Here is a 19,711-nt window from a genome sequence, read left to right as displayed (position 1 = left end):
ACGGTCATGATTTTAGATTCAAAAATACCACAAGGCCCATTGGAACATAAATGGGAAAATTATAAAAAGAAAGCAAGACTCGTTAATCCTGCCAACCGTAAAAAGCTGGATGTCATTGTTGTTGGAACAGGACTGGCGGGAAGCTCAATTGCAGCTTCTCTGGGAGAAATGGGCTATAATGTGAAATCATTCTGTTTTCAGGACAGCCCGAGAAGAGCGCACTCCGTGGCAGCACAGGGAGGTGTAAATGCTGCCAAAAACTATAAAAACGATGGCGACAGTGTTTACAGAATGTTTGTAGACACCTTGAAAGGAGGAGACTTCAGAGCCCGTGAAGCCAATGTATACCGTATGGCAGAATGTTCTCTGAACCTTATCGATCAGGCAGTGGCCCAGGGCGTACCTTTCGGACGGGAATATGGCGGATATCTGAACAACCGTTCCTTCGGAGGAGTTCAGGTAAGCCGTACTTTTTATGCGAGAGGACAAACGGGACAACAGCTTCTTCTGGGTGCTTATCAGGCTTTGATGAGACAGGTTGGAAAAGGTTCTGTACAATTGTTTTCAAGACATGAAATGCTGGATCTGGTTACTGTTGACGGTAAAGCCAGAGGAATTATCGTAAGGAATTTAGACACAGGAGACATTGAAAGACATGCAGCCCATGCTGTCATATTAGCAACAGGTGGCTATGGAAAAATCTACTACCTGTCTACCCTTGCCATGGGATGTAACGGCTCTGCCATATGGAGAGCCCATAAAAAAGGAGCATTAATGGCTTCTCCAAGCTGGATTCAGGTACACCCTACTTCGCTTCCTCAATCCGGAGATTATCAGTCTAAACTTACCTTAATGTCTGAATCATTACGTAATGACGGCCGAATCTGGGTTCCGTTAAAAGAAGGAGAAAACAGACTTCCGAATGATATTCCTGAAAATGAAAGGGATTATTATCTTGAAAGAAGATATCCGGCTTTCGGAAACCTTGCTCCAAGGGATATTTCTTCCCGTGCAGCCAAAGAAAGAATTGATGCCGGCTTCGGAATCGGACCTTTGAAAAATGCAGTATACCTTGATTTTTCAAAAGCAATTCAGGAACAGGGAAAAGATAAGATTAAGGAAAAATATGGAAACTTATTCGATATGTATCTTAAAATAACAGGATATGACGCGTATAAAGAACCCATGATGATCTCTCCTTCTGCCCACTTCTCCATGGGCGGACTTTGGGTAGATTATGAACTGATGACTACTGTACCGGGATTGTTTGCTTTAGGCGAGGCTAATTTTGCCGATCACGGAGCCAACAGACTGGGAGCAAATTCCCTTCTCCAAGCTTCTGTAGACGGATATTTCATCGCTCCTTACACCATTGCCAATTATCTGGCTGATGAAATTCACACCGGAAAAATTTCACCGGATACTCCTGAATTTGAACAGGCTGAAAAGGCCGTTAAAGAACAGATTAATGAATTCATCAATATCAAAGGAACCAAAACCGTTGATTATTTCCACAAAACATTAGGAAAACTCCTGTACGATTACTGCGGGCTGGCCAGAAATGAAGAAGGCCTGAAATATGCCATTCAGGAAATCCGAAAACTGAAACAGGAATTCTACAAAGACGTAAGAGTTTCCGGACAGGGAGATCAAATGAATACCGAGCTGGAAAAAGCAGGCCGTGTAGCCGATTATTTCGAAATAGGAGAACTGATGTGCTACGATGCCTTAACCCGTAATGAATCCTGCGGAGCTCACTTCAGAGAAGAATTTCAGACTCCCGATGGAGAAGCCATGAGAAATGATGCGGAATACCAATTTATTTCTGCATGGGCATGGAAAGGTGAAAATGGAGAACCTGAACTGATTAAAGAACCTCTGATCTTTGAAGAGATTCAGCCAACGGTAAGAAGTTACAAATAAAAAACAGAAAATTATGGATTTACATCTTAAGATATGGAGACAGAAAGACAAAAAAAGTGAAGGAAAACTGGTAGGTTATGACCTGAAAGGATTGAATTCTCATATGTCTTTCTTAGAAATGCTGGATACCTTAAATGAAAAACTGATCATTGAAGGAGATGAGCCTGTAGAGTTTGATCACGACTGCCGTGAAGGAATCTGCGGACAATGTGGGATGATGATTAACGGTATTGCCCATGGCCCTTTGAAAAATACCACCACCTGCCAGCTTCATTTACGGTCTTTTAAAGATGGGGAAACCATCCTGATAGAACCTTTCCGTTCTGAAGCTTTTCCGGTGAAAAAAGATTTAAAAGTAGACCGTTCTGCTTTTGACAGAATTATATCTTCGGGAGGTTTTGTATCGGTGAATACAGGTCAGGCACCTGATGCTACTTCCATTCCGGTGACTCACCAGACGGCTGAGGAAGCTTTTGATTCTGCTGCGTGTATCGGGTGTGGAGCATGTGTTGCCACCTGTAAAAACGGAAGTGCAGCTTTATTCACCTCTGCAAAAATCACCCACATGGCACTCCTTCCTCAAGGGAAAGAAGAACGAAGCAAGAGAGTTTTGGATATGATTACTCAAATGGATACGGAATTATTCGGGCACTGTTCCAATACGGAAGCCTGCGAAGTGGAATGTCCACAAGGAATTTCCGTCCTGAATATCGCAAGAATGAATTTTGAGTATAACAGAGCTTTGTTTTTCAGGAAGAAAAATTAATCTGAGAAAACAAAGATAACAGACAAAAAGGCGGATTTGAAATTAATCAAATCCGCCTTTTTTATTTTTTAAAGGTGAAAAAATTCTTTCTATGCATCCATCATCGCGACTACTCTCGCCGGAGCAGCAGAACCACCAACAATCTTCAATGGAAAAACACAGATTTTAAATCCGGATGGAGGTAATGCACTTAGGTTCGTAAGCTGTTCGATGTGTAAATATTCTTTTTCGATGCCTACACGATGCCCTTCCCAGAAGAATTCAGGATCATTGAGTTCTTTCGCTTTCTGAGCCATATATTTCAGAGGAAGATCCCAGCCCCACTGATCAATTCCCATTACTTTTACGCCCTGATCAATCAGCCATTCTGTAGCTTCTTTACTCATCCCCGTTCCTTTTTCCACAAAATCCGGAGTTCCCATCATTTTGTCACGATCCGTTCTGATCAGAACAATATTTCCTTCCTGAATGGTAATTCCGTTTTTATCGAGATCTTTTTTCAAATCCTCAACAGTGATAGCAACAAAATCTTCTTTATGTGTACAATCAATCACAATTCCGTCTCCATAGCACCACTCCAGCGGAATCTGGTCTATCGTTTTAGCAGGCTTTCCTTCCACTACAGGGCCATAATGCCAGGGAGCATCAATATGTGTTGTAGCATGAAGTCCCATATTTTTGATGGTGTCATCTGCCCAGCCTGTCCAGTTTTTAGGAAAAAGCCTTGATGGAAGCCTCAATGCAAGACGGATCAACCAATGTGATTTTCTATGGGCTTTATGTTTGATTTTCACCCTCATGAACCATGGGTCTCCTGCATTATACTGAATCGGTTTTGTTAAATCGACAAGTGTTGTTTTCATATGATTTAGGTTAAGGAGGTCAAAGATAATGAATAACGTAAAAAGACGAATAGATATTAGCAAACGAAAAAAAAGATTAGTAATAGCTAATCTTTTTCCAATTCTAATGGGTTTTCGTATTTTTTGTTTTCTTCTCGTTCTTTTTGTCTTTGCCTTATCATTTCTTGACCTTGTATAATGGTTGTTCCATAACTTGCGAGTACAGCAGCGGCATTGGCTTCATTATTTCTAATTGCTTGCTTTAATTTTTGTTGTGTGGTTTCTATCGCATATGTATATCTGCTCTTTTTAATGGTAATTAATTTACCATTTAATTTAGATGCAGGTATAGATTTTACCAGTTCAAAATCAAAATCTCCTTTATCATCGGTTATTTTGACAATCAGTCCTGGTAATCCGCTAAATTTATATGGACCGTAAGGCAGCGGAATTCCAGGAGAATACCATGCTATCCAGTTCCTGCCTTTAAAAGTAACTTCTGCTTTTTTACAAATAATTGTATTGACTACTTTGGTCTCATCCACAAGCCTCCAATTCTTTATTATTGGTTCTTTATAGGTAAGTAAAGACATTCCTGCTGATCTAAAATATTGTATATTTTCGTTGGATTGAATTATGGTAAAAGATAAACCTGTTTTTGGAATCACTACCCCTTTTTTCCAGCCAAGAGTTATACTGCCATCAGCATTCTTTGTCCTTGTTCCTGAAGTGGCCATTACCGAATCACCTTTTAGCGATATAACACTTGCAAAAAATGCACGTTTATCTCCTATCTGTAATGAGAATTGTTCTTCATGCCGATAATCAGTCCGTGTATCGAATTTTGCTTTTAATTGATAGGCAAATTCCCCACGCAAAGTATCCTGTTTGTATGATTGTGTATAAAATAAAACACTATAAAATAAAATGAATATTTGTATTAGTTTTTTGTGGTAATGCATAATAGATAAATTGCATTTATGGTATTTACTTTTCAACATTTTTTGCCTTTCTCTAAATTCCTCTGGGAATCATAATCTGCTTCGGATCAGTCTCATCATACATAATCTCAATAATTCCTTGTTGAGGAATGGAAGAAAGCTTCAAAAGGCTGACAATTTTCTTGTAAACAGCAATATGTTCAGTTCCTGTGAAATCTTTAAAACTTACCTGCAACATGATTTGTGGCTGATCATTCACCGTAAGACCTGTCTGGCTAACACTGATGATATTGGCTTTAGCATTTCGTCCCGTAAACATAAGACGTTCATCTTTTTCATTCTTAAAATATTTTCCGAAAATAAACTGGAAAATCAATACAAAAATAAGGATCATCAGTCCACTGAAAATAATCGGGTGCATAAAGGTGAGAAACCTCCATCCAAAATCGAAAGATTCTTTGGTGTAGAAGTAATAATACAGTCCCATCACATAAGCAAGCATCAGTACGATAAATATACCTCTAAGCATCATTCCCGAAGAGTTAAATTGGGTCTGCTGGCCGGCTAACATAAAATAAGGACTTTGTGTGGTATTGGGATTGAGTAAAACCTTAATGGTATTTCCTGTATCAAATCTTTTTTCCAGTGGTTTTGTATCATGAAACATCATCTTGTGTTCGATCTGAGTATTCCTGAGATTAGCAAAGGAAAGAACAATCTCAATGATGTTGATATTGGATTTCGGATCATATTTCAGAAGTTTATAATCAATAATTTTTGCCTCTCTTGGAATACCGTTCCTCAAAATAGATTGAATGGTATTTCTTTCTTTGAGGGTTTTGATAAAAAGATGATTAACAAAGTAAGCAAGAATATAGCCCCATACTATTAAAGAAAAACCGAGATATCCATAGCTCACAGCCAATGAATTTCTCGGTTCTGTTGTTATTTCCGAAGTCATCATATAAATAAATATCGGAAAAGGTATACAGAAAAAAAGGATATAGACGGCCCAGAAAATGATCATGAATTTCATAACTGTTATTTTGTGTGGTCTGATAAAGTTATGATATTATAATGGAATGACCGACTTCTTTTTTATACCTCTTTTTCGAAATAAAGTCTGTAATATTTTCCTTTGTCATCTTCACCCATTTCGATTTTTTGTCTGTCTCCGTGGATGTAGATGTGAAAGTTTTTATCTAGTTTAATGATACTTTTAAAGTGTCTCTGTGTCTTTTTTACCGCTGCTTCGCTAATCGGGAATTCCTCCGCGATATTCACCTGCATATCCTGCTCGTAGTCTGTTTTAAAGTTCACGAAACTTTCAATCACATGCTCATCTCCCAATACCTCATTGGCAAATTCATCCAGCTTAAACTCTTCTTTTTCCTTGAAAAAATTGATAGACTTATTCAGGAAATCTGCCTGATCCGCTTTGGAAACTTCAAATTCCTGGGGAAGCTGTTTTGTGATATAATCTTTATACACCATCAAAGCTTCCTGCGTGTGGAAATATTCATCATCACGCTGTTTTACTTTCAGGAAATCTTCGAACCAGTAATACATATCTCCGTTTTTGTTGTTGTCTACTACGGAAAGTACATATCCTGTTTCTTTATTGTTGTTGTAGATCAAAGCCGCTTTATCAATTTTAGATAACCCGATTCCCTGGTCTTTTTCAATATCAAATGTTTCTTCTGCCGGATTTATTTTCAGGAAAGATTCTCTCTTCTCTGTTTTAAAGATCCCGATTTTATCCACCCTGTCAGGACGGTCACTTTCATCTTCAAAAAGAACGATAAAAAGTTCTCCACTCTGAACTCTTGGGTTTTCTGCCGCTTCAAAAAGGTGTTTTGCAATATTCTCAGATTCCCAGATAAACTTGGATTTATCCTCAAAAATCTCAGATACCGCACTGTAAACCGGATTATTCACCAGGTAAGTATCACTGTAAAAATGAAAAGTTTCTTCCGATTTAAAAGAACCTAAAAAGTAGTCTTCAAGCATTTCTGCCATTCCTTCTTCCAGCTTCAATTCCTCCTGGGAAAGTGTCAGCGAATCTCCGTTGATCTTATTTCCGACTCTGTGTACTATTATTTTTGAAAACATTTTTCTGAATATTTGGACTGCAAAGATATTCATTCTAATTCTTTCTGCGAAACTTAAAAAATGTCATTTTGTACTACATTATTGTTACCACCCTCTGTCATTCTGAATGAAATGAAATGTAGTGAAGAATCTCATAGAATTGAATTTCAATAAGATTCTTCCTTCGTCAGAATGACAAAAAACCAAATTATTTGATCTTTGAGGGAAAGGAATTCTCAGTCGTTCATTTGTGGTGACAGATAACATAAGTTTTTGTCTTTCATTTCCAAATTGATAAAACCCTTATCATTTTGACATGCTTTTTTGTTTTAAAAACTCAGCAACAAAATCATAATAATTTAAATATCAACAATTTAAACAAGGTATATTTCTAACGGAATACCATTGGCATCATGATTTGAAAACATAGAAAATGGACTTAAAGACTTTAAACAGAATCGACAAGCTCAGAAGATTAAAAAGCAGAGGCCCGGCAACTCCAAAATGGCTGAAACCTTATCATATGCTCTTTTTCGCTTTTTTAACCATTTTTATTTTTGGTGCCTTCATCAAAATGCTCGAACACTATCACCATTAACATATAATACGATGAACTATTTACAAGCCGTAAAGGAAATCACCGATGTGGTTCCCGACTTTGAAAAGGAAATAAAAGAAATTAAAATTCAAAACTCATACAGCATCATACGGACTTTCACGGAACGTATTAAAAATATGATCCGCCAGAATGACAGAAATCTGCTGTTCAGAAGTTTACAGAAAATGGACAAAATATACACGGACGGAGATACAATATTAAAAAATGCTATTGAGACCACTTTTATCTATTCTCTGGACAATTGTACCGCTTTCTGTAGTGAAGAATACAGAAAAGTGATTTTTAGTCATATTTCTGACAACCTTCATAAGGTGTATTCAAGACAAATTTACAGCCACGGCATATAAAGGTTTTGTTACATTTTTCATCCGTTTCATTACAAAGTGTTTAAATTAAACAAAAACCAAAATAACTCACAATCAATAGATTATGAAAAATAAAATAAGACGAATTTCAGATTGGAAAACCTGGAAAACCACTACTAACAGACATAATACAGAGATATTGCTTACTCACATCGCCGTGATCGTAGGAGTATTTATTTTTGCAGCCTGTCTTTAAATTTTGGTATACATTTAGCTGCATTATAAAGTGTTTGAAAAATTCTTAATTATGATGAAAGTACAAATGCAAACTATTAATCAAAAAATAGCTGTTGAATACTTAAAATTTTTCTATCCGCCACTTCGCCATGAGATCACCCAGTTGTCTGTACAGGACAATTTTGCAGGAATCATGCAGGCTACCGTGAATTATCTGAAGCACCTGCTGCAGGAATCAAAGATCAATATCATTGCCCATCACATCAAACTGATGGACTGGATCTACAGAAACGGGAATTCTTATGTAAGAACCATGATTGAAAACCTGTTTGTAAGATCTTTCGAAAGCTTCAAAAAACATGCAAAGATCCAACATTGGAAACTTCTTTACCAATATATGCCTGTCAGCTTCCAGATCATTTATAATGAACAGCAGAAGCAGGATCAGATGTATTTTGGGAAATAAATTAAGCTAAAGGGCGAAAAGGTAAGTGTTTATTTACCTTTTCACCTTTTTATTTTTATCTTTGCTACATTATAATTTCCACTCTATTCCGTTTCACTAATAGGCGTGAAACCTCTTTTTATAAAAATATACCATGAAATACTCTTTTTATGCCCTGATGATGGCATTGTCATTGATATCGTGTGAAAACAACGATAATATAATTGATGATCCGAGACCTGTTGATAAAGAGGTTTACTCATTTCAATTTAAAAGCTATACTGTAAAAAATATAGTGCTGTACAAAGGATCAAACGGAGAAAAGTCTACACCGGATGAATCTTATCTCAACAATTACTGGAGTCTGTACCAGGAACCTGCCTGGGGAAAAATAACCCTTGATCTTAAAAACAAAACGATAAAATTATTATCAGAAACCTCAACTACAGATTTCACCTACAATTTTACCATCGTCAACGACTCCGTATTAATTAAAGAAAATAACAATAATAAACCATCTTATATTGGTGATTTCAATAAAAACACCTCCTCGTTCACTTTAAAAAGAACATACAGATACGTTAAAAAAGTACCCCGAAATGACCATGACGCACTATTGATTACTAAAAGCGCTCATTTTGGGACTACCCAATACGAAAATATTTTTGTCAATATATTTTCCAATCCTTCTGAAATGATAAAAGCAGGTGATCAGGTTTTATGGACCAATATTGAATATACGTATAAAGAATGATTGTCATGTATGATGATTCAAAAAACAAATCCCCGGAACTTAATATTTCCGGGGATTTGTTTTATAATAAATGAAAAGTTTTTATTTTTTCACAAATACTTTCTCTATGGTCAGCGATTCTTCAGTACTCAGTTTTGAGGCTTTCCCCAGTTTGGCAATAAAAGTATTTACTTCTTCTGGTGTGGCTGGTGATCCCAGATTTTCTCCTTTAGCATCAAAAGAGTCTGCCAACACTTCTCCCTTTGGGTTTAGAATTACCCAGAAAGGAAGTCCTGCATTTCCACCTTTATATTTATTCATAAGGTCTTGTCCACCAGGATTTTCAAGACTTTTCTTATCTTCTCTTTCCTGAACGTCTACATAGGCTGTGACAAATCTTTTATTAAAAATGGGCTTGGTTTCTGGAAGATCCATATTCTTTTCCATCATTTTACACCATTTGCACCAGGAAGCATGGAAAACAAGCAAAACATTTTTATTTCCAGCTTTAGCTTCTTTAAAAGCCTTATTTAATACAACATCTGCTTTTTCCTGTGCTGTGCCCAACTGAAACAATAACAGGGTTACAACGATAATAATTTTTGAGTATTTCATTCTGATTTTTTTGTTTAAAACTTAAACGAATTTAGATATTTTTTCTATCAATATAACTTCATATTTTATTAATTTATTGACCTATCCCTTTTTAGTTATAATAGCTTCGACAGGCTCAGCCTGACAACGCTCAAAAATTTCGGTTGGTATTCCACTTGTCACCCTGAGCTTGTAGAAGGGCTCTCAATAAGAAAACCTTTTTTAATCATTAATCCCGAGTATTAATTAAACGGATAAGTCAATTAATTTATTTAAACATTTTGTAATTTAGTCAGCCCTAAGTTCCAATTTCCCCAAATGATTGAAATAAGAAAGTACTCTAACCAGACAGGATATCCTGAACCAAGACGGATCATCAGATACACTTTATTATGGTGTCAACATGGAAATGCAGAAATTCTGATTGACGAAAATATTTTTATGATGAAAACCGGTCAGGTTGTAACCATTACTTCAGGACAGTTCCATCAGTTAAAATCTGTTGAAGGAGAACTTACAGCCCTGGAATTTACGCTGGATTTTTTCTGTAAAAGTGACAGTGATATTGAACTTATCTTCCACAATGGCCTCTTTTGTCATTTTGGGATGAATGAAATGATCACTGTACAACATCCTGAATTTTTCTCTGAAACATTGAATACTATTGAAAATGAAATTCAGGAACAACCTTATCAATATTTGATCTCTACACATTCTCTGGTTGAACTGCTCCTGGTAGAAATCAACCGCAGTAAAGTTGCCCATGGTGATGAGATCTGGAAACCCGATGCTTTATTTTTAAAGTTTCTTGAAAGCGTACGAAATAATTTTAAAAATAATTATCAGGTCTCTTATTTTGCTGATCTTCTCGGAACTACTGAAACCAAACTGAATGAGATTTCAAAACTTCATACCAACAAAACGGCTCAGAATGTCATCTACAGCTTGACCATTTCCGAAGCGAAAAGACTTTTACTGTATGAAAAACTTACCGTAAAAGAAATTGCTTACCAGCTTGGATTCAATGATCCTTTCTATTTCTCGAACTTCTTTAAAAAACATACCTCACACTCTCCCAAAGAGTATCAGAAGACGGTAAAGGAAATTTAAAAGAAGTCAGGATGGATATCGGTACAAAGTTGGGGGCAGGTAAAAAATGTAATAATCTGTTGATGAAGCAATATGGCTATCCTGTTGCTTAGAAAGAATCAATGAAATTGATTCCACCTTTGCCTCCTTAAAAATATAATATCAACTTCTTAAAACTTTGCGTCTGAATTAATTCCGAATCAGTCTTAAAAGTTGGAGAAATTTGTAATGCTGGATTTTATAATACGCAAAGATTTATTTTCAATTCCGTTTTATCTTAAGTGAGCAAAGAAGTGAATCGATATTCTATCGATTCTGATGAAGGATGTGTTTAAATTTATAGCTAAATGTCAATATACTGAATTCTCTACAGCATTTGAGGCTAGTCCAGGATTGTTTTATACATATCACTTCCAGCTTCTGTTTCCCTCTTCCTTAATTAAATATTACATGCTTTTCCCGGAATTGTCTATTCTTTAGGCGACGGTTTTCGCTGAACTTTGTACTGTAATTAAAACCTAAAAATTATACGTATGAAAACGCAACAGGATACCGCCGTTTTTTTATTAAGAATTGCTCTGGCTGTCGGATTTTTGTCTGCAGTAGCCAGCAGACTGAATCTTTGGGGAGTTCAATCTTCCGGCTGGAAAAAATTTGTAGAGTATACTGCTGAAACCAATTCATTCTTGCCACAATCGTGGGCGCCTGTGACTGCAATAATTTCAACAGCAGCTGAACTTTCAATTGGTATTATGCTTCTTCTGGGATATCGGATAAAGAAGACATCCTTTTGTGCTTCTTTTCTTACTTTATTGTTTGCGGTTGCTATGAGTATTTCTTACGGAATTAAAGAACCGCTTGACTATTCAGTCTTTGCATTCAGTGCAGGAGCTTTTCTCCTGAGTACTTTTTCCCGTTCCCCATGGAGTTTAGACCAATTTTTACATCCATAACAATTAAAATTTATATATTATGAACACCAACATCCACGATTACATCGTAAAAACAGAACAGAAAGAATGGCAGCCTTTAATTGAAAAAGGGATTCATTATGAAGGTATTTTTGTAAAATCTTTAAAATTTGATCCTGAAAAAAACCGTTCTACCAGTATTCTTTTAAAATTTGAACCGGAAGCCAGCTATCCTTATCACAATCATCCTGCCGGTGAAGAATTATTTATCCTGAAAGGTGATGCAACTATTGCAGGAACTCATCTTGAGAAAGGAGATTATTTGTATACTCCACCCAATTTTAAACATTCTGTAAAATCAGAACAGGGCTGTACCATTCTTTTTGTAATACCGGAGGAAGTAGACATTCTTTAGGTAGATTACAAAACTCAACCACAGTAAACTTTTACCGTGGTTTTATAATTTTTGAAAAGATAAGATTGAATTATTATTTCAAAACCCTTTTATCACCTGATATTAACCTGAAGTCTATTAGGGTCTTTTTCTTTCTTATAAGATCCACCAAAGTCTGCATTGAAAAAGTGAGAATAATATATAATAAGATAAGTACGGATACATATCCAATTTCATGTTGTCTGTATCCGAAGACACCTTTTCCCCATGAAATCAGTATCCATTGGATCATGTACATTGAAGTTAAATTTTTACTGCAGTATTTTAGGATCCGCATAAAGCTGTTTTCTTTAACATTGACCGTAATAGTATTAATCAGCCATAAAAGCAGTAAAGTCCAGCCTGCAAAATAAACAACGCCTCCGGGACCCATATGATAAAAACCATTGTAATGATAATCGCTATATAGAAAAACCAACGGTGCTCCTACCAAGATGAACAATAATCCCACATAGAGCATATTTTTAAATAGCTGATGGATATCGTAGTTCAGTTCCCGAAACCATTTCCCGAAGAACATTCCGATGATGATAAAAGCCATCCATGGAAAAACAGGGAAATAAACATAGGCAGGATAATCAGTATTGAAAAGTAAATCCAGGATATAATTGATCACAGGATAATCCAGATTAATTCCGCTTACCTCTCTGGATATTAATGCAACAAATAAACCTATAGCCAACATGATATACTTATTTTTCACATACTCTCTGATAAATCCGATGAACAATAAAGATATCCCCGCAAGCTGTAAAATATCTCCCAGCTGTACCAGATATACATACTGCTGTTCTATAGGCGCATGCCATCCGTATTTTTGAATAAAATTATCGGGAGCAAAATTAAAAATCACAGGGATCATAAACTTCATAAAGTTCATAAAAAGACCAGCAAACACCAGTAAAGCACCACGTTTTAAAGCACTTATAAGGCTTTGATGGCTGGAAGTCATGAAGGTGATTCCCATACAGATCAGAAAAATAGAAGTTCCCCTTCCGAGAAAAACAATAAAACTGCCGATAGCTGTTTCATATTGTGATTTTACATTCGCATACACCAATAAGGTATGTATAATGATCATTCCGATAACACTCATACCTTTTATCACATCAAGAGTAAGGATTCTTTTGCTTTGTTGTTCCATAGTTTTTAGTAAGTGTGGATTAAATGGATAAAATTGTATTCATTAATAATATTTTTATTTATTCTAAATAAAATCAAATATACAAATTAAATACACTTCTCATAATTCATGACTCAATTTTCATAAAATACTACTATTTAAATCTTTATTAGCAGTAAAGAAGAATCAGGACACATATTATCTCACTCCAGGTGTGTAATTTTCCATAAATGATACGAAAACGAAACAAATAATACTCAATCCCTTAAACAAAAAACTCTTCAGTCCGGAAGAGTTTCATTATAATGATAATAAATCAGGCAGTTCTGATCATCAAATTTGTATGCACAATTAAAAAGCTATCAGAAACAACCTTAAAATTTACAGTCCCGAACCAAGCATTTTTATCCAGATAGGTTGATATACCGGATTTTTAATTCCTTCCCCATGATATGGATTAGAATTAGTTTGATTCACTATTCGGGTAATAGGTTGATCTAAAGCAAAAACATTATCTGCAGGAATGTGCAGTTCTTTACAAATTTCAGCTAACTCTGTAGCGGCATATTCTTTCACATGGTAAGTTGCAAAAACATTTTGAGGGGGTGTTACGAATTGTTGGGAGTACCAGCCTGCGATCTTTTTCGCTTTGGAATCACTGTAATCCCAGCCTCCCGAAAAGCTGATGATTCTTGCTACAGATTCATGCTGAGCAATAAATTCTGCCATTCCTCCACCCTGGGATTGGCCCGCTATTGTTATTTTGCTCCAAACGGGCTTACCTGTGCTCTGGTTCAGATATTGAGACCATACACCTTCTTTATCATTTTTCGACAGATACTGTAAAAGTTTTGTCAGACGGGGTATGATGGCATCTTGATACTGATCCGGAATAGGCAAGAATATATTATCACCATAAATACGTTTTCTACGGAATTCTGCCGCACAGTCAATATTTTTATCCAAATAATCTTCTTTACAAACTTGCGAAACTCCAGGTGAACTCATAAAAGAGAGTGCTATAATCCTATATCCCTGATCCAATGCTGTTTTAAAAAAACTTTGAGGAACATGATCAGTCGATCCGCCGGTTCCGGTAAGCCACAGTAACACCTTATTATTTTTAATGGCTTTGTCATAAAGTATAATATGTACACTGTCCCATTTTTTTACCGAGGGATCAGCTTCACTGGGTTTCACTTTGAGTGTTTTATATCCGGAAAAATCAATAGCAGAAGTTCCCTTTTGCGCTGTCAGATTTGCAGACAAACTTACCATAAACAAAAAAACAAACACCTTTATGATGTATAATGAGGTCTTTTTTTCCATTAGTAATTAAAATTAAATTAAACAATTAAAACTCTATAAATAAGCATTAAAAATTAAATCCAAGAATAAAATCCACTCCCATTTGAGCGTGCAATAATGTAGTATTGAACACCGGTATTTTCAAATCATTCTGTCCTACAATAAGCGGGAATTCTGTACAGCCCAATATAATGCCTTCAGCTCCCATTGCTTCAAGGATTGCAATTTGATCCAGAATATATTTTTTGGTTTCAGGCTTAAAAATACCAAGTGACAGTTCTTTCTGTATAATCCTGTGAAGCTTTTTTCTGTCTTCCTTTTTATCAGGCACAATCATATCAATGTCATATTTCTCTTTTAGGATTTCCTCAATAAATGGCTCCTCCATGGTAAATATTGTCCCAATAAGCCCAACCTTACGGAGTCCTTTCTTTTTAATCCCAGCGCCTATCGCATCTCCGATATGCAGTATGGGAATCATGCTATGCGGCTGTACATCATGATACACTTTATGGGGTGTATTTGCACAAAACATTGCGGCAGATGCTCCGGCTTTATACAACTGATCACAAGCTTCAATCAGCATTTTTGCAATTACATCCCAATGATCCGACTTTTGTAACTGATGCATACAATACTGATCAAGATTTACTAATACAAGAGGAGGATTTGTATTATTACTAAAATGATCGTTTATTGTTTGGTTCAGGTGGACATAATATTCCAGCGTTGAATGCCAGGAAAGACCTCCAATAAGACCTAATTTTCGTAACATAGGATGCTGCATATTTTGATGATTTTCTATAGAATTTGTATTGTAATCAAACATAAATCAATTGAAGTATTTTTTATTTTTATCTTAAGAATATTCCATATAATCTTTTAAATTATTCGTTCATAATACCAATTACCTGAAAAATAACTACGGTATTTATTGCAGATTCTATTCTTAATGAATAAAATAAGCTATACCCAAAAGTACAGCTTATTTTTTTTACATCCTGAAAATGCCCTCATATTAAAAATCCATATTGCAGATTTTCAACAATAAGAAATCCTTATTTCTTTCTATTTTCCTAAATTAAAGATCTGACATTTCTATGTTTTATTGATAAGATATACTACTTATTTTCCTAAGTACACAAACATATTTACACTTAAGCTTTGCGGCTGTATATTGATGGACTGCTGTGCTACACCACCGTTTACACTATTAGTGGTAAATGTATGGTTGTGCGCATCTTGAGCCAGTACATTAGTATTACGATTGTCCTGCTGTCTCCAGCCAGTGCCTATTTTTCCTGCTAAAAATGTACGTGATTGTACGTTGTCTGATGGTACACCATTATTATAGATTATATCATACCTTATACTCGGAGCCGTTGAGCTCGTTGCTCCTGACAACTGGAAATCAGGCAATTGATTTCTTGAGATTTTGCGGCTGTTACTGCTGTTTACACTTCCCAGTCTGGCATTATCCTGCACTAAGTAGGAGTTGGTAGCATTAGGAATATATGATGAAAAGCCTAAAGAATTTGCCGCAGCTCTTTGGTTAGCGGTCAGATTACCTACCGGTCTTCCATCTAGTTTTACCCATCCGTTATGATCAGAATTTGAAAAACTGGGTTTAACATCGCCAATATTTTGTGGGACAGCTCCAGCAGTTCCTCCATCAGTAGATCTCCAGTAAGAGTTACTGAAAATATATTCCAGTGCTTTGCCATTGGGAACGGTAACGCCATCCAGTGTAGCTCCAAATCCTCCTGTGGTATTATTATAAACTATAAGTCTCTGACCGGCATTGGGAGCTGCCGGAGCCGTAATGGTTACTGTTCCTGTAGCAGTACCGGTAAGCTGTACCTGGCTTACGTTAGGCGGAACCGTAGCATTATTACCAGAAACAGTTAGTACAGTTTCACGGTTGGTAATTGCCCCGTTCACATCCAGTGAAGTACCAGGAGAAGTGTTAATACCTACTTTTCCTCCAGAGGTAACAGTTACTCTTGCTATATTATCAGTAGTAAGGTTTAGATTGTTCGGAGTAGTGGTTCCTATATAACCTACCCCTCCTCCAATATAGGTTTTCAGATTAACTGTACCGTTGGTATGATTCAAACCGAAGCTATTATCAGGAGTGCTTATGGTAAGTTTGGTATCTGGTGTTGTGGTACCGACCCCTAGACGGCCATTGGCTGCATCCACTGATAAGGTACTTCCATCTACAGAAAAAGCATTGGTTTGTGTCCCTGTGAATGCTAACGTATTGGCTCCCTGTGTAACGGTACGATTTCCTGTCAGTGTACCATCTGCGTTATAAATATTCACAGGAGAAGTTGTAGCCGAACCACCATCAGTAGACCTCCAGAATGAGTTACTGAAAACGAATTCCAGTGCCTTGCCATTAGGAATAATAACGCCATCCAGTGTAGCCCCAAATCCACCTGTGGTGTTATTATAAACAATAAGACGCTGGCCAGGGTTAGGAGCAGCAAATGCAGAAATAGCAACCGTTGCCGTAGCAGCCCCGGTAAGCCGTACCAAACTCACATTGGCAGGAACAGAAACTGTATTAGCAGCAACAGTTAAAGCCGTTTCACGGTTGGTAATTGCACCATTCACGTCTAAAGCTGTACCTGGAGAAATTGTACCAATTCCGACATTTCCATTGGGAGACATCATCAGATCATCTTTAGCCTGAGCAGCAGTAGGTACTCCGGTTGTTGGGTTATTTTTTAGCCCATCAACACTAAATATCCCTTGAGGATTACCTGTATTAATCCCCACTTGTGATCTGACCGCCAGTGAAAACATAACAAATGTGCCTGTTAACAATAATTTTTTTTTCATCATTTTTGTATTAATTAATTTAAATAAATTAGTTAGGTATTAAAAAATCATTTATGTTGTGTATAGTGTCATAGAATTAACACAGTGCAATATTAGAACACTTTGAAACAAAATTCAAATTCCAGCCCTACATCATCCATACATCACGATACAACATTCATGCATTATATCTTAAATATTCAAAAACTCATATAAAAAACATTCCTTATTCACATATATTTAAAATAACCTACTATCTTATAATAAAAATTACAATGAATTGTTTATTGATTCCTTTTGCATCGATAGTTAATAATATCAAAAAAACAGTTATTTATTTTTTCAAAATCTTAGAAATAAGGAACACTAACCTCCTAAATAATAAATGACAAAATTAATGGGTTAATGTGGCTGAAATAAATGCAGAAAGCAAAGTTCCGAAATGATACTGTGCATCTATTCCCTTTCAAAAAAGAAGCATTTTGATTAATTAAGAGAATTATTCTCAATCTGCTTAATAGTAATCCTTATGAAAAAGCTAAACCACTCTATTCTTTTTATCATAAATACATTAAAAATTCTAAACCTTATACCGTAATACAATCAGAAAAGAAAAGTATTAAGTTCCTTGATGATAATTCAGATGGGAAAACGATGTGATTATAGATCGACAGCATCATAATTCCTGGACAAAAAAGAAAACAATATATATCATCCCCTTAATCAAACAAGAGATACATTATGACGTTATAAAAAACGCATGTTCTTAAAGATTACAGGCAACTCATTTCTTAGACGTTAAATCAATAAATATAAAATGAAAATCCAAAATATAATACAAGAATGAATAGCTTCGTTGTGCTAATCAAAATTTCTATAGCTCAGATATAGATCTGAAAAAACGATACAGATCAGTCTCGGCTTCCAGATTTAGCTTTTTTCGTATTCTATACTTTTTTGTCTGTACAGATCTGTGTTCCATAGAGATATACTGAGCAATTTCCTTTGACGAAAAACCCAGCCATATCATGGCGCAAAAAGATAAATCAGATTTAGAAAGATTAGAATTTATTTTTAATAACTCATTACATAATTCCGGATATGCTTCCTGAAATTTAGGAAAAAAATCAGTTTTCTTCTCTTTGGCAAGCTGGATGATACTTTCATAATTTTCATTGAGCTTTCTTTTCAGATCTTTCGTTTCTTTTTCTATTTCAGAAATTATTTTTTCGCTTTCCATGAGCTTCTTTCTCTTCTTTCTTATGCGTAAATAAAGGTAAATGGCAACTAAAATAATCAACAGTATTGAAATACAACTATACCATAAAGTGGCATTATTTTGATTTTTAAGTTGAACCATTTCATTTTCCCTGTCTTTATTCAATCTGTTAATGGAAAGATCTATGGCTTGGTTTTGATTGGCATCCAAGCTGTCTTGCAATGAGATCGATTTGTTCAGATATTCATTTTCTTTATCAAAATTGCCTTCTTTTTTATAAAGTGTAGACAATTCCTTATAATTATCAAGAATAATTGACGGCCTATTGACCTGTTTTGCAAGCTCTGTTGACCTCTTAACTGCATCAATGGCCTGGCTATTTTTTCCCTGACTTTGCAGAAATGTTCCATAATTTTGTAAAACAACAGCTCTCTGATATTTATTATGATTGAAATACTTGGTGTCTAAAATTTCAAAAGCCTTTTTAAAGTAATATTGAGCAGAATCAGGCCTTACCTCATATAAAGTATAATGCCTTGCAATATTGGATAAATCGAGAGGATTCACATCTATTTTTAATGATTTATGAAGATAAATCATTGCAGAATCCGGTTGATTAACTGAGTACATATACACAGATCTAGTCGAGTAGACATAACGTAAAAATAGACGACAGTCACGATTATTTTTTTTTAACTTCAAACCGTAATTCATAGCTTTTGAATTGTATTCCAAAGCCAACTTGCTCACATTCATCTTATTATAAACCTGTGCGTACTCTTCGTTTACTTTACCAATAAGAAAATCATTCTTGCTTTTCTTAGATATATCTTCAGCTTTGTTCAGGTATTCTAATCCTTTCTTTAAATCACCACCAAATATATATCGGTTGGCAATATTGGCATATCCCATTGCCTCTCCTTCCCGGTAGCCAATCCGGACTGCTTCTTTTATGATTCCTTTATTCCAACGGATAAGATCATCATCAGAAATTCTCGTTCGGAGTACTTCGTTGGTTTTTATCAATAAAGAATCAATATCTCTTTTCGTGTATTGCTGTGAAAATAACTTCATACAACACATTAATAAAGAAAATAAAATTATTTTTTCTATTTTTTTTAAAAAAAACATAATAACTAGTAATTAATTAAAATAACAAAATATTAACAAAATTCCAATAACATTATCATGACAAACGTATGAGATTAGCATATTCCAAATAGGCAAACTATAAGCATTAAAAGACGGCAAATTAGTCCCTTACCTATTTTATTATTCCGCAAAA

Annotated in this window: 20 protein-coding genes; 10 read left to right on the top strand and 10 right to left on the bottom strand. The window is 35.5% G+C overall.

Features of this window, described 5'->3' with window-relative positions:
- The first annotated feature begins 6 nt into the window (after positions 1 to 6).
- Both ACODR7_RS09535 and ACODR7_RS09530 read left to right on the top strand, forming a co-directional pair.
- On the top strand, positions 7 to 1,923 hold the full coding sequence (locus ACODR7_RS09535) for a fumarate reductase/succinate dehydrogenase flavoprotein subunit (protein WP_488838810.1): 1,917 nt from the start codon (positions 7 to 9) through the stop codon (positions 1,921 to 1,923).
- Between the two features lie 13 nt (positions 1,924 to 1,936).
- Complete coding sequence (locus ACODR7_RS09530) at positions 1,937 to 2,689, top strand: succinate dehydrogenase/fumarate reductase iron-sulfur subunit (RefSeq protein WP_488838809.1); 753 nt, start codon at positions 1,937 to 1,939, stop codon at positions 2,687 to 2,689.
- A gap of 89 nt (positions 2,690 to 2,778) precedes the next feature.
- On the opposite strand, the gene ACODR7_RS09525 is transcribed toward ACODR7_RS09530, so the two are convergent.
- From ACODR7_RS09525 to ACODR7_RS09510, 4 genes are all read right to left on the bottom strand, one after another.
- Positions 2,779 to 3,552 (bottom strand): cyclase family protein, encoded by a 774-nt coding sequence (locus ACODR7_RS09525; protein ID WP_488838808.1) that lies wholly within the window; start codon positions 3,550 to 3,552, stop codon positions 2,779 to 2,781.
- A gap of 86 nt (positions 3,553 to 3,638) precedes the next feature.
- Complete coding sequence (locus ACODR7_RS09520; protein WP_488838807.1) at positions 3,639 to 4,532, bottom strand: GLPGLI family protein; 894 nt, start codon at positions 4,530 to 4,532, stop codon at positions 3,639 to 3,641.
- Positions 4,533 to 4,545: 13 nt separating this feature from the next.
- On the bottom strand, positions 4,546 to 5,508 hold the full coding sequence (locus tag ACODR7_RS09515; RefSeq protein WP_488838806.1) for a hypothetical protein: 963 nt from the start codon (positions 5,506 to 5,508) through the stop codon (positions 4,546 to 4,548).
- A 62-nt stretch (positions 5,509 to 5,570) separates the two neighbouring features.
- Positions 5,571 to 6,584, bottom strand: coding sequence for a nucleoid-associated protein (locus tag ACODR7_RS09510; protein WP_488838805.1), 1,014 nt, complete (start codon positions 6,582 to 6,584; stop codon positions 5,571 to 5,573).
- Positions 6,585 to 6,996: 412 nt separating this feature from the next.
- Between ACODR7_RS09510 and ACODR7_RS09505 the strand changes: the two genes are divergently transcribed.
- The 5 genes from ACODR7_RS09505 (at position 6,997) to ACODR7_RS09485 (ending at position 8,923) form a co-directional block, all read left to right on the top strand.
- Entirely contained in the window at positions 6,997 to 7,161 is a 165-nt protein-coding gene (locus tag ACODR7_RS09505) for a hypothetical protein (protein ID WP_488838804.1), read from the top strand.
- A gap of 11 nt (positions 7,162 to 7,172) precedes the next feature.
- On the top strand, positions 7,173 to 7,529 hold the full coding sequence (locus ACODR7_RS09500) for a DUF7674 family protein (RefSeq protein WP_488838803.1): 357 nt from the start codon (positions 7,173 to 7,175) through the stop codon (positions 7,527 to 7,529).
- An 82-nt stretch (positions 7,530 to 7,611) separates the two neighbouring features.
- Entirely contained in the window at positions 7,612 to 7,743 is a 132-nt protein-coding gene (locus tag ACODR7_RS09495) for a hypothetical protein (protein WP_262484568.1), read from the top strand.
- A 51-nt stretch (positions 7,744 to 7,794) separates the two neighbouring features.
- Positions 7,795 to 8,190 carry a DUF7674 family protein gene (locus tag ACODR7_RS09490; RefSeq protein WP_076596531.1) on the top strand — a complete coding sequence of 132 codons (396 nt, stop codon included), beginning with the start codon at positions 7,795 to 7,797 and terminating at the stop codon, positions 8,188 to 8,190.
- 133 nt (positions 8,191 to 8,323) lie between these two features.
- Positions 8,324 to 8,923 (top strand): hypothetical protein, encoded by a 600-nt coding sequence (locus ACODR7_RS09485; protein WP_488838802.1) that lies wholly within the window; start codon positions 8,324 to 8,326, stop codon positions 8,921 to 8,923.
- A gap of 81 nt (positions 8,924 to 9,004) precedes the next feature.
- Here the strand turns inward: ACODR7_RS09485 and ACODR7_RS09480 are convergent, their stop codons facing one another.
- Positions 9,005 to 9,517 carry a thioredoxin family protein gene (locus tag ACODR7_RS09480; RefSeq protein WP_488838801.1) on the bottom strand — a complete coding sequence of 171 codons (513 nt, stop codon included), beginning with the start codon at positions 9,515 to 9,517 and terminating at the stop codon, positions 9,005 to 9,007.
- Positions 9,518 to 9,814: 297 nt separating this feature from the next.
- On the opposite strand from ACODR7_RS09480, the gene ACODR7_RS09475 reads away from it, so the two are divergent.
- The 3 genes from ACODR7_RS09475 to ACODR7_RS09465 all read left to right on the top strand — a co-directional run bounded on the left by ACODR7_RS09475 (position 9,815) and on the right by ACODR7_RS09465 (position 11,911).
- Positions 9,815 to 10,606, top strand: coding sequence for a helix-turn-helix domain-containing protein (locus tag ACODR7_RS09475; RefSeq protein WP_488838800.1), 792 nt, complete (start codon positions 9,815 to 9,817; stop codon positions 10,604 to 10,606).
- Positions 10,607 to 11,118: 512 nt separating this feature from the next.
- Positions 11,119 to 11,538: a DoxX family membrane protein gene (locus ACODR7_RS09470; RefSeq protein WP_488838799.1), complete on the top strand. Its 420-nt coding sequence runs from the start codon at positions 11,119 to 11,121 to the stop codon at positions 11,536 to 11,538.
- Positions 11,539 to 11,557: 19 nt separating this feature from the next.
- Positions 11,558 to 11,911, top strand: coding sequence for a cupin domain-containing protein (locus ACODR7_RS09465; protein WP_488838798.1), 354 nt, complete (start codon positions 11,558 to 11,560; stop codon positions 11,909 to 11,911).
- Between the two features lie 73 nt (positions 11,912 to 11,984).
- On the opposite strand, the gene ACODR7_RS09460 is transcribed toward ACODR7_RS09465, so the two are convergent.
- The 5 genes from ACODR7_RS09460 to ACODR7_RS09440 all read right to left on the bottom strand — a co-directional run bounded on the left by ACODR7_RS09460 (position 11,985) and on the right by ACODR7_RS09440 (position 19,500).
- Positions 11,985 to 13,094 (bottom strand): heparan-alpha-glucosaminide N-acetyltransferase domain-containing protein, encoded by a 1,110-nt coding sequence (locus ACODR7_RS09460; protein WP_488838797.1) that lies wholly within the window; start codon positions 13,092 to 13,094, stop codon positions 11,985 to 11,987.
- Positions 13,095 to 13,454: 360 nt separating this feature from the next.
- Positions 13,455 to 14,402, bottom strand: coding sequence for a BPSS1187 family protein (locus tag ACODR7_RS09455; protein WP_488838796.1), 948 nt, complete (start codon positions 14,400 to 14,402; stop codon positions 13,455 to 13,457).
- 46 nt (positions 14,403 to 14,448) lie between these two features.
- Positions 14,449 to 15,156, bottom strand: a complete 708-nt coding sequence (locus ACODR7_RS09450) for an aspartate/glutamate racemase family protein (RefSeq protein ID WP_488838795.1) — start codon at positions 15,154 to 15,156, stop codon at positions 14,449 to 14,451.
- A 350-nt stretch (positions 15,157 to 15,506) separates the two neighbouring features.
- Positions 15,507 to 17,231, bottom strand: coding sequence for a hypothetical protein (locus ACODR7_RS09445; RefSeq protein ID WP_488838794.1), 1,725 nt, complete (start codon positions 17,229 to 17,231; stop codon positions 15,507 to 15,509).
- An 850-nt stretch (positions 17,232 to 18,081) separates the two neighbouring features.
- A complete protein-coding gene (locus ACODR7_RS09440; RefSeq protein ID WP_488838793.1) occupies positions 18,082 to 19,500 on the bottom strand; it encodes a hypothetical protein in 1,419 nt (472 codons plus the stop codon).
- Positions 19,501 to 19,711: the final 211 nt, after the last annotated feature.

The organism is Chryseobacterium sp. FG46, assembly GCF_057809135.1.
Note: the sequence above shows the minus strand (reverse complement) of the source record. Positions and strands in the feature narration are given on the sequence as shown.

Coding starts and splice junctions, on each gene's coding strand:
- ACODR7_RS09535 (WP_488838810.1), top strand. CDS start 7: ATGATTTTAGATTCAAAAATACCACAAGGCCCATTGGAACATAAATGG.
- ACODR7_RS09530 (WP_488838809.1), top strand. CDS start 1,937: ATGGATTTACATCTTAAGATATGGAGACAGAAAGACAAAAAAAGTGAA.
- ACODR7_RS09525 (WP_488838808.1), bottom strand. CDS start 3,552: ATGAAAACAACACTTGTCGATTTAACAAAACCGATTCAGTATAATGCA.
- ACODR7_RS09520 (WP_488838807.1), bottom strand. CDS start 4,532: ATGTTGAAAAGTAAATACCATAAATGCAATTTATCTATTATGCATTAC.
- ACODR7_RS09515 (WP_488838806.1), bottom strand. CDS start 5,508: ATGAAATTCATGATCATTTTCTGGGCCGTCTATATCCTTTTTTTCTGT.
- ACODR7_RS09510 (WP_488838805.1), bottom strand. CDS start 6,584: ATGTTTTCAAAAATAATAGTACACAGAGTCGGAAATAAGATCAACGGA.
- ACODR7_RS09505 (WP_488838804.1), top strand. CDS start 6,997: ATGGACTTAAAGACTTTAAACAGAATCGACAAGCTCAGAAGATTAAAA.
- ACODR7_RS09500 (WP_488838803.1), top strand. CDS start 7,173: ATGAACTATTTACAAGCCGTAAAGGAAATCACCGATGTGGTTCCCGAC.
- ACODR7_RS09495 (WP_262484568.1), top strand. CDS start 7,612: ATGAAAAATAAAATAAGACGAATTTCAGATTGGAAAACCTGGAAAACC.
- ACODR7_RS09490 (WP_076596531.1), top strand. CDS start 7,795: ATGATGAAAGTACAAATGCAAACTATTAATCAAAAAATAGCTGTTGAA.
- ACODR7_RS09485 (WP_488838802.1), top strand. CDS start 8,324: ATGAAATACTCTTTTTATGCCCTGATGATGGCATTGTCATTGATATCG.
- ACODR7_RS09480 (WP_488838801.1), bottom strand. CDS start 9,517: ATGAAATACTCAAAAATTATTATCGTTGTAACCCTGTTATTGTTTCAG.
- ACODR7_RS09475 (WP_488838800.1), top strand. CDS start 9,815: ATGATTGAAATAAGAAAGTACTCTAACCAGACAGGATATCCTGAACCA.
- ACODR7_RS09470 (WP_488838799.1), top strand. CDS start 11,119: ATGAAAACGCAACAGGATACCGCCGTTTTTTTATTAAGAATTGCTCTG.
- ACODR7_RS09465 (WP_488838798.1), top strand. CDS start 11,558: ATGAACACCAACATCCACGATTACATCGTAAAAACAGAACAGAAAGAA.
- ACODR7_RS09460 (WP_488838797.1), bottom strand. CDS start 13,094: ATGGAACAACAAAGCAAAAGAATCCTTACTCTTGATGTGATAAAAGGT.
- ACODR7_RS09455 (WP_488838796.1), bottom strand. CDS start 14,402: ATGGAAAAAAAGACCTCATTATACATCATAAAGGTGTTTGTTTTTTTG.
- ACODR7_RS09450 (WP_488838795.1), bottom strand. CDS start 15,156: ATGTTACGAAAATTAGGTCTTATTGGAGGTCTTTCCTGGCATTCAACG.
- ACODR7_RS09445 (WP_488838794.1), bottom strand. CDS start 17,231: ATGATGAAAAAAAAATTATTGTTAACAGGCACATTTGTTATGTTTTCA.
- ACODR7_RS09440 (WP_488838793.1), bottom strand. CDS start 19,500: ATGAAGTTATTTTCACAGCAATACACGAAAAGAGATATTGATTCTTTA.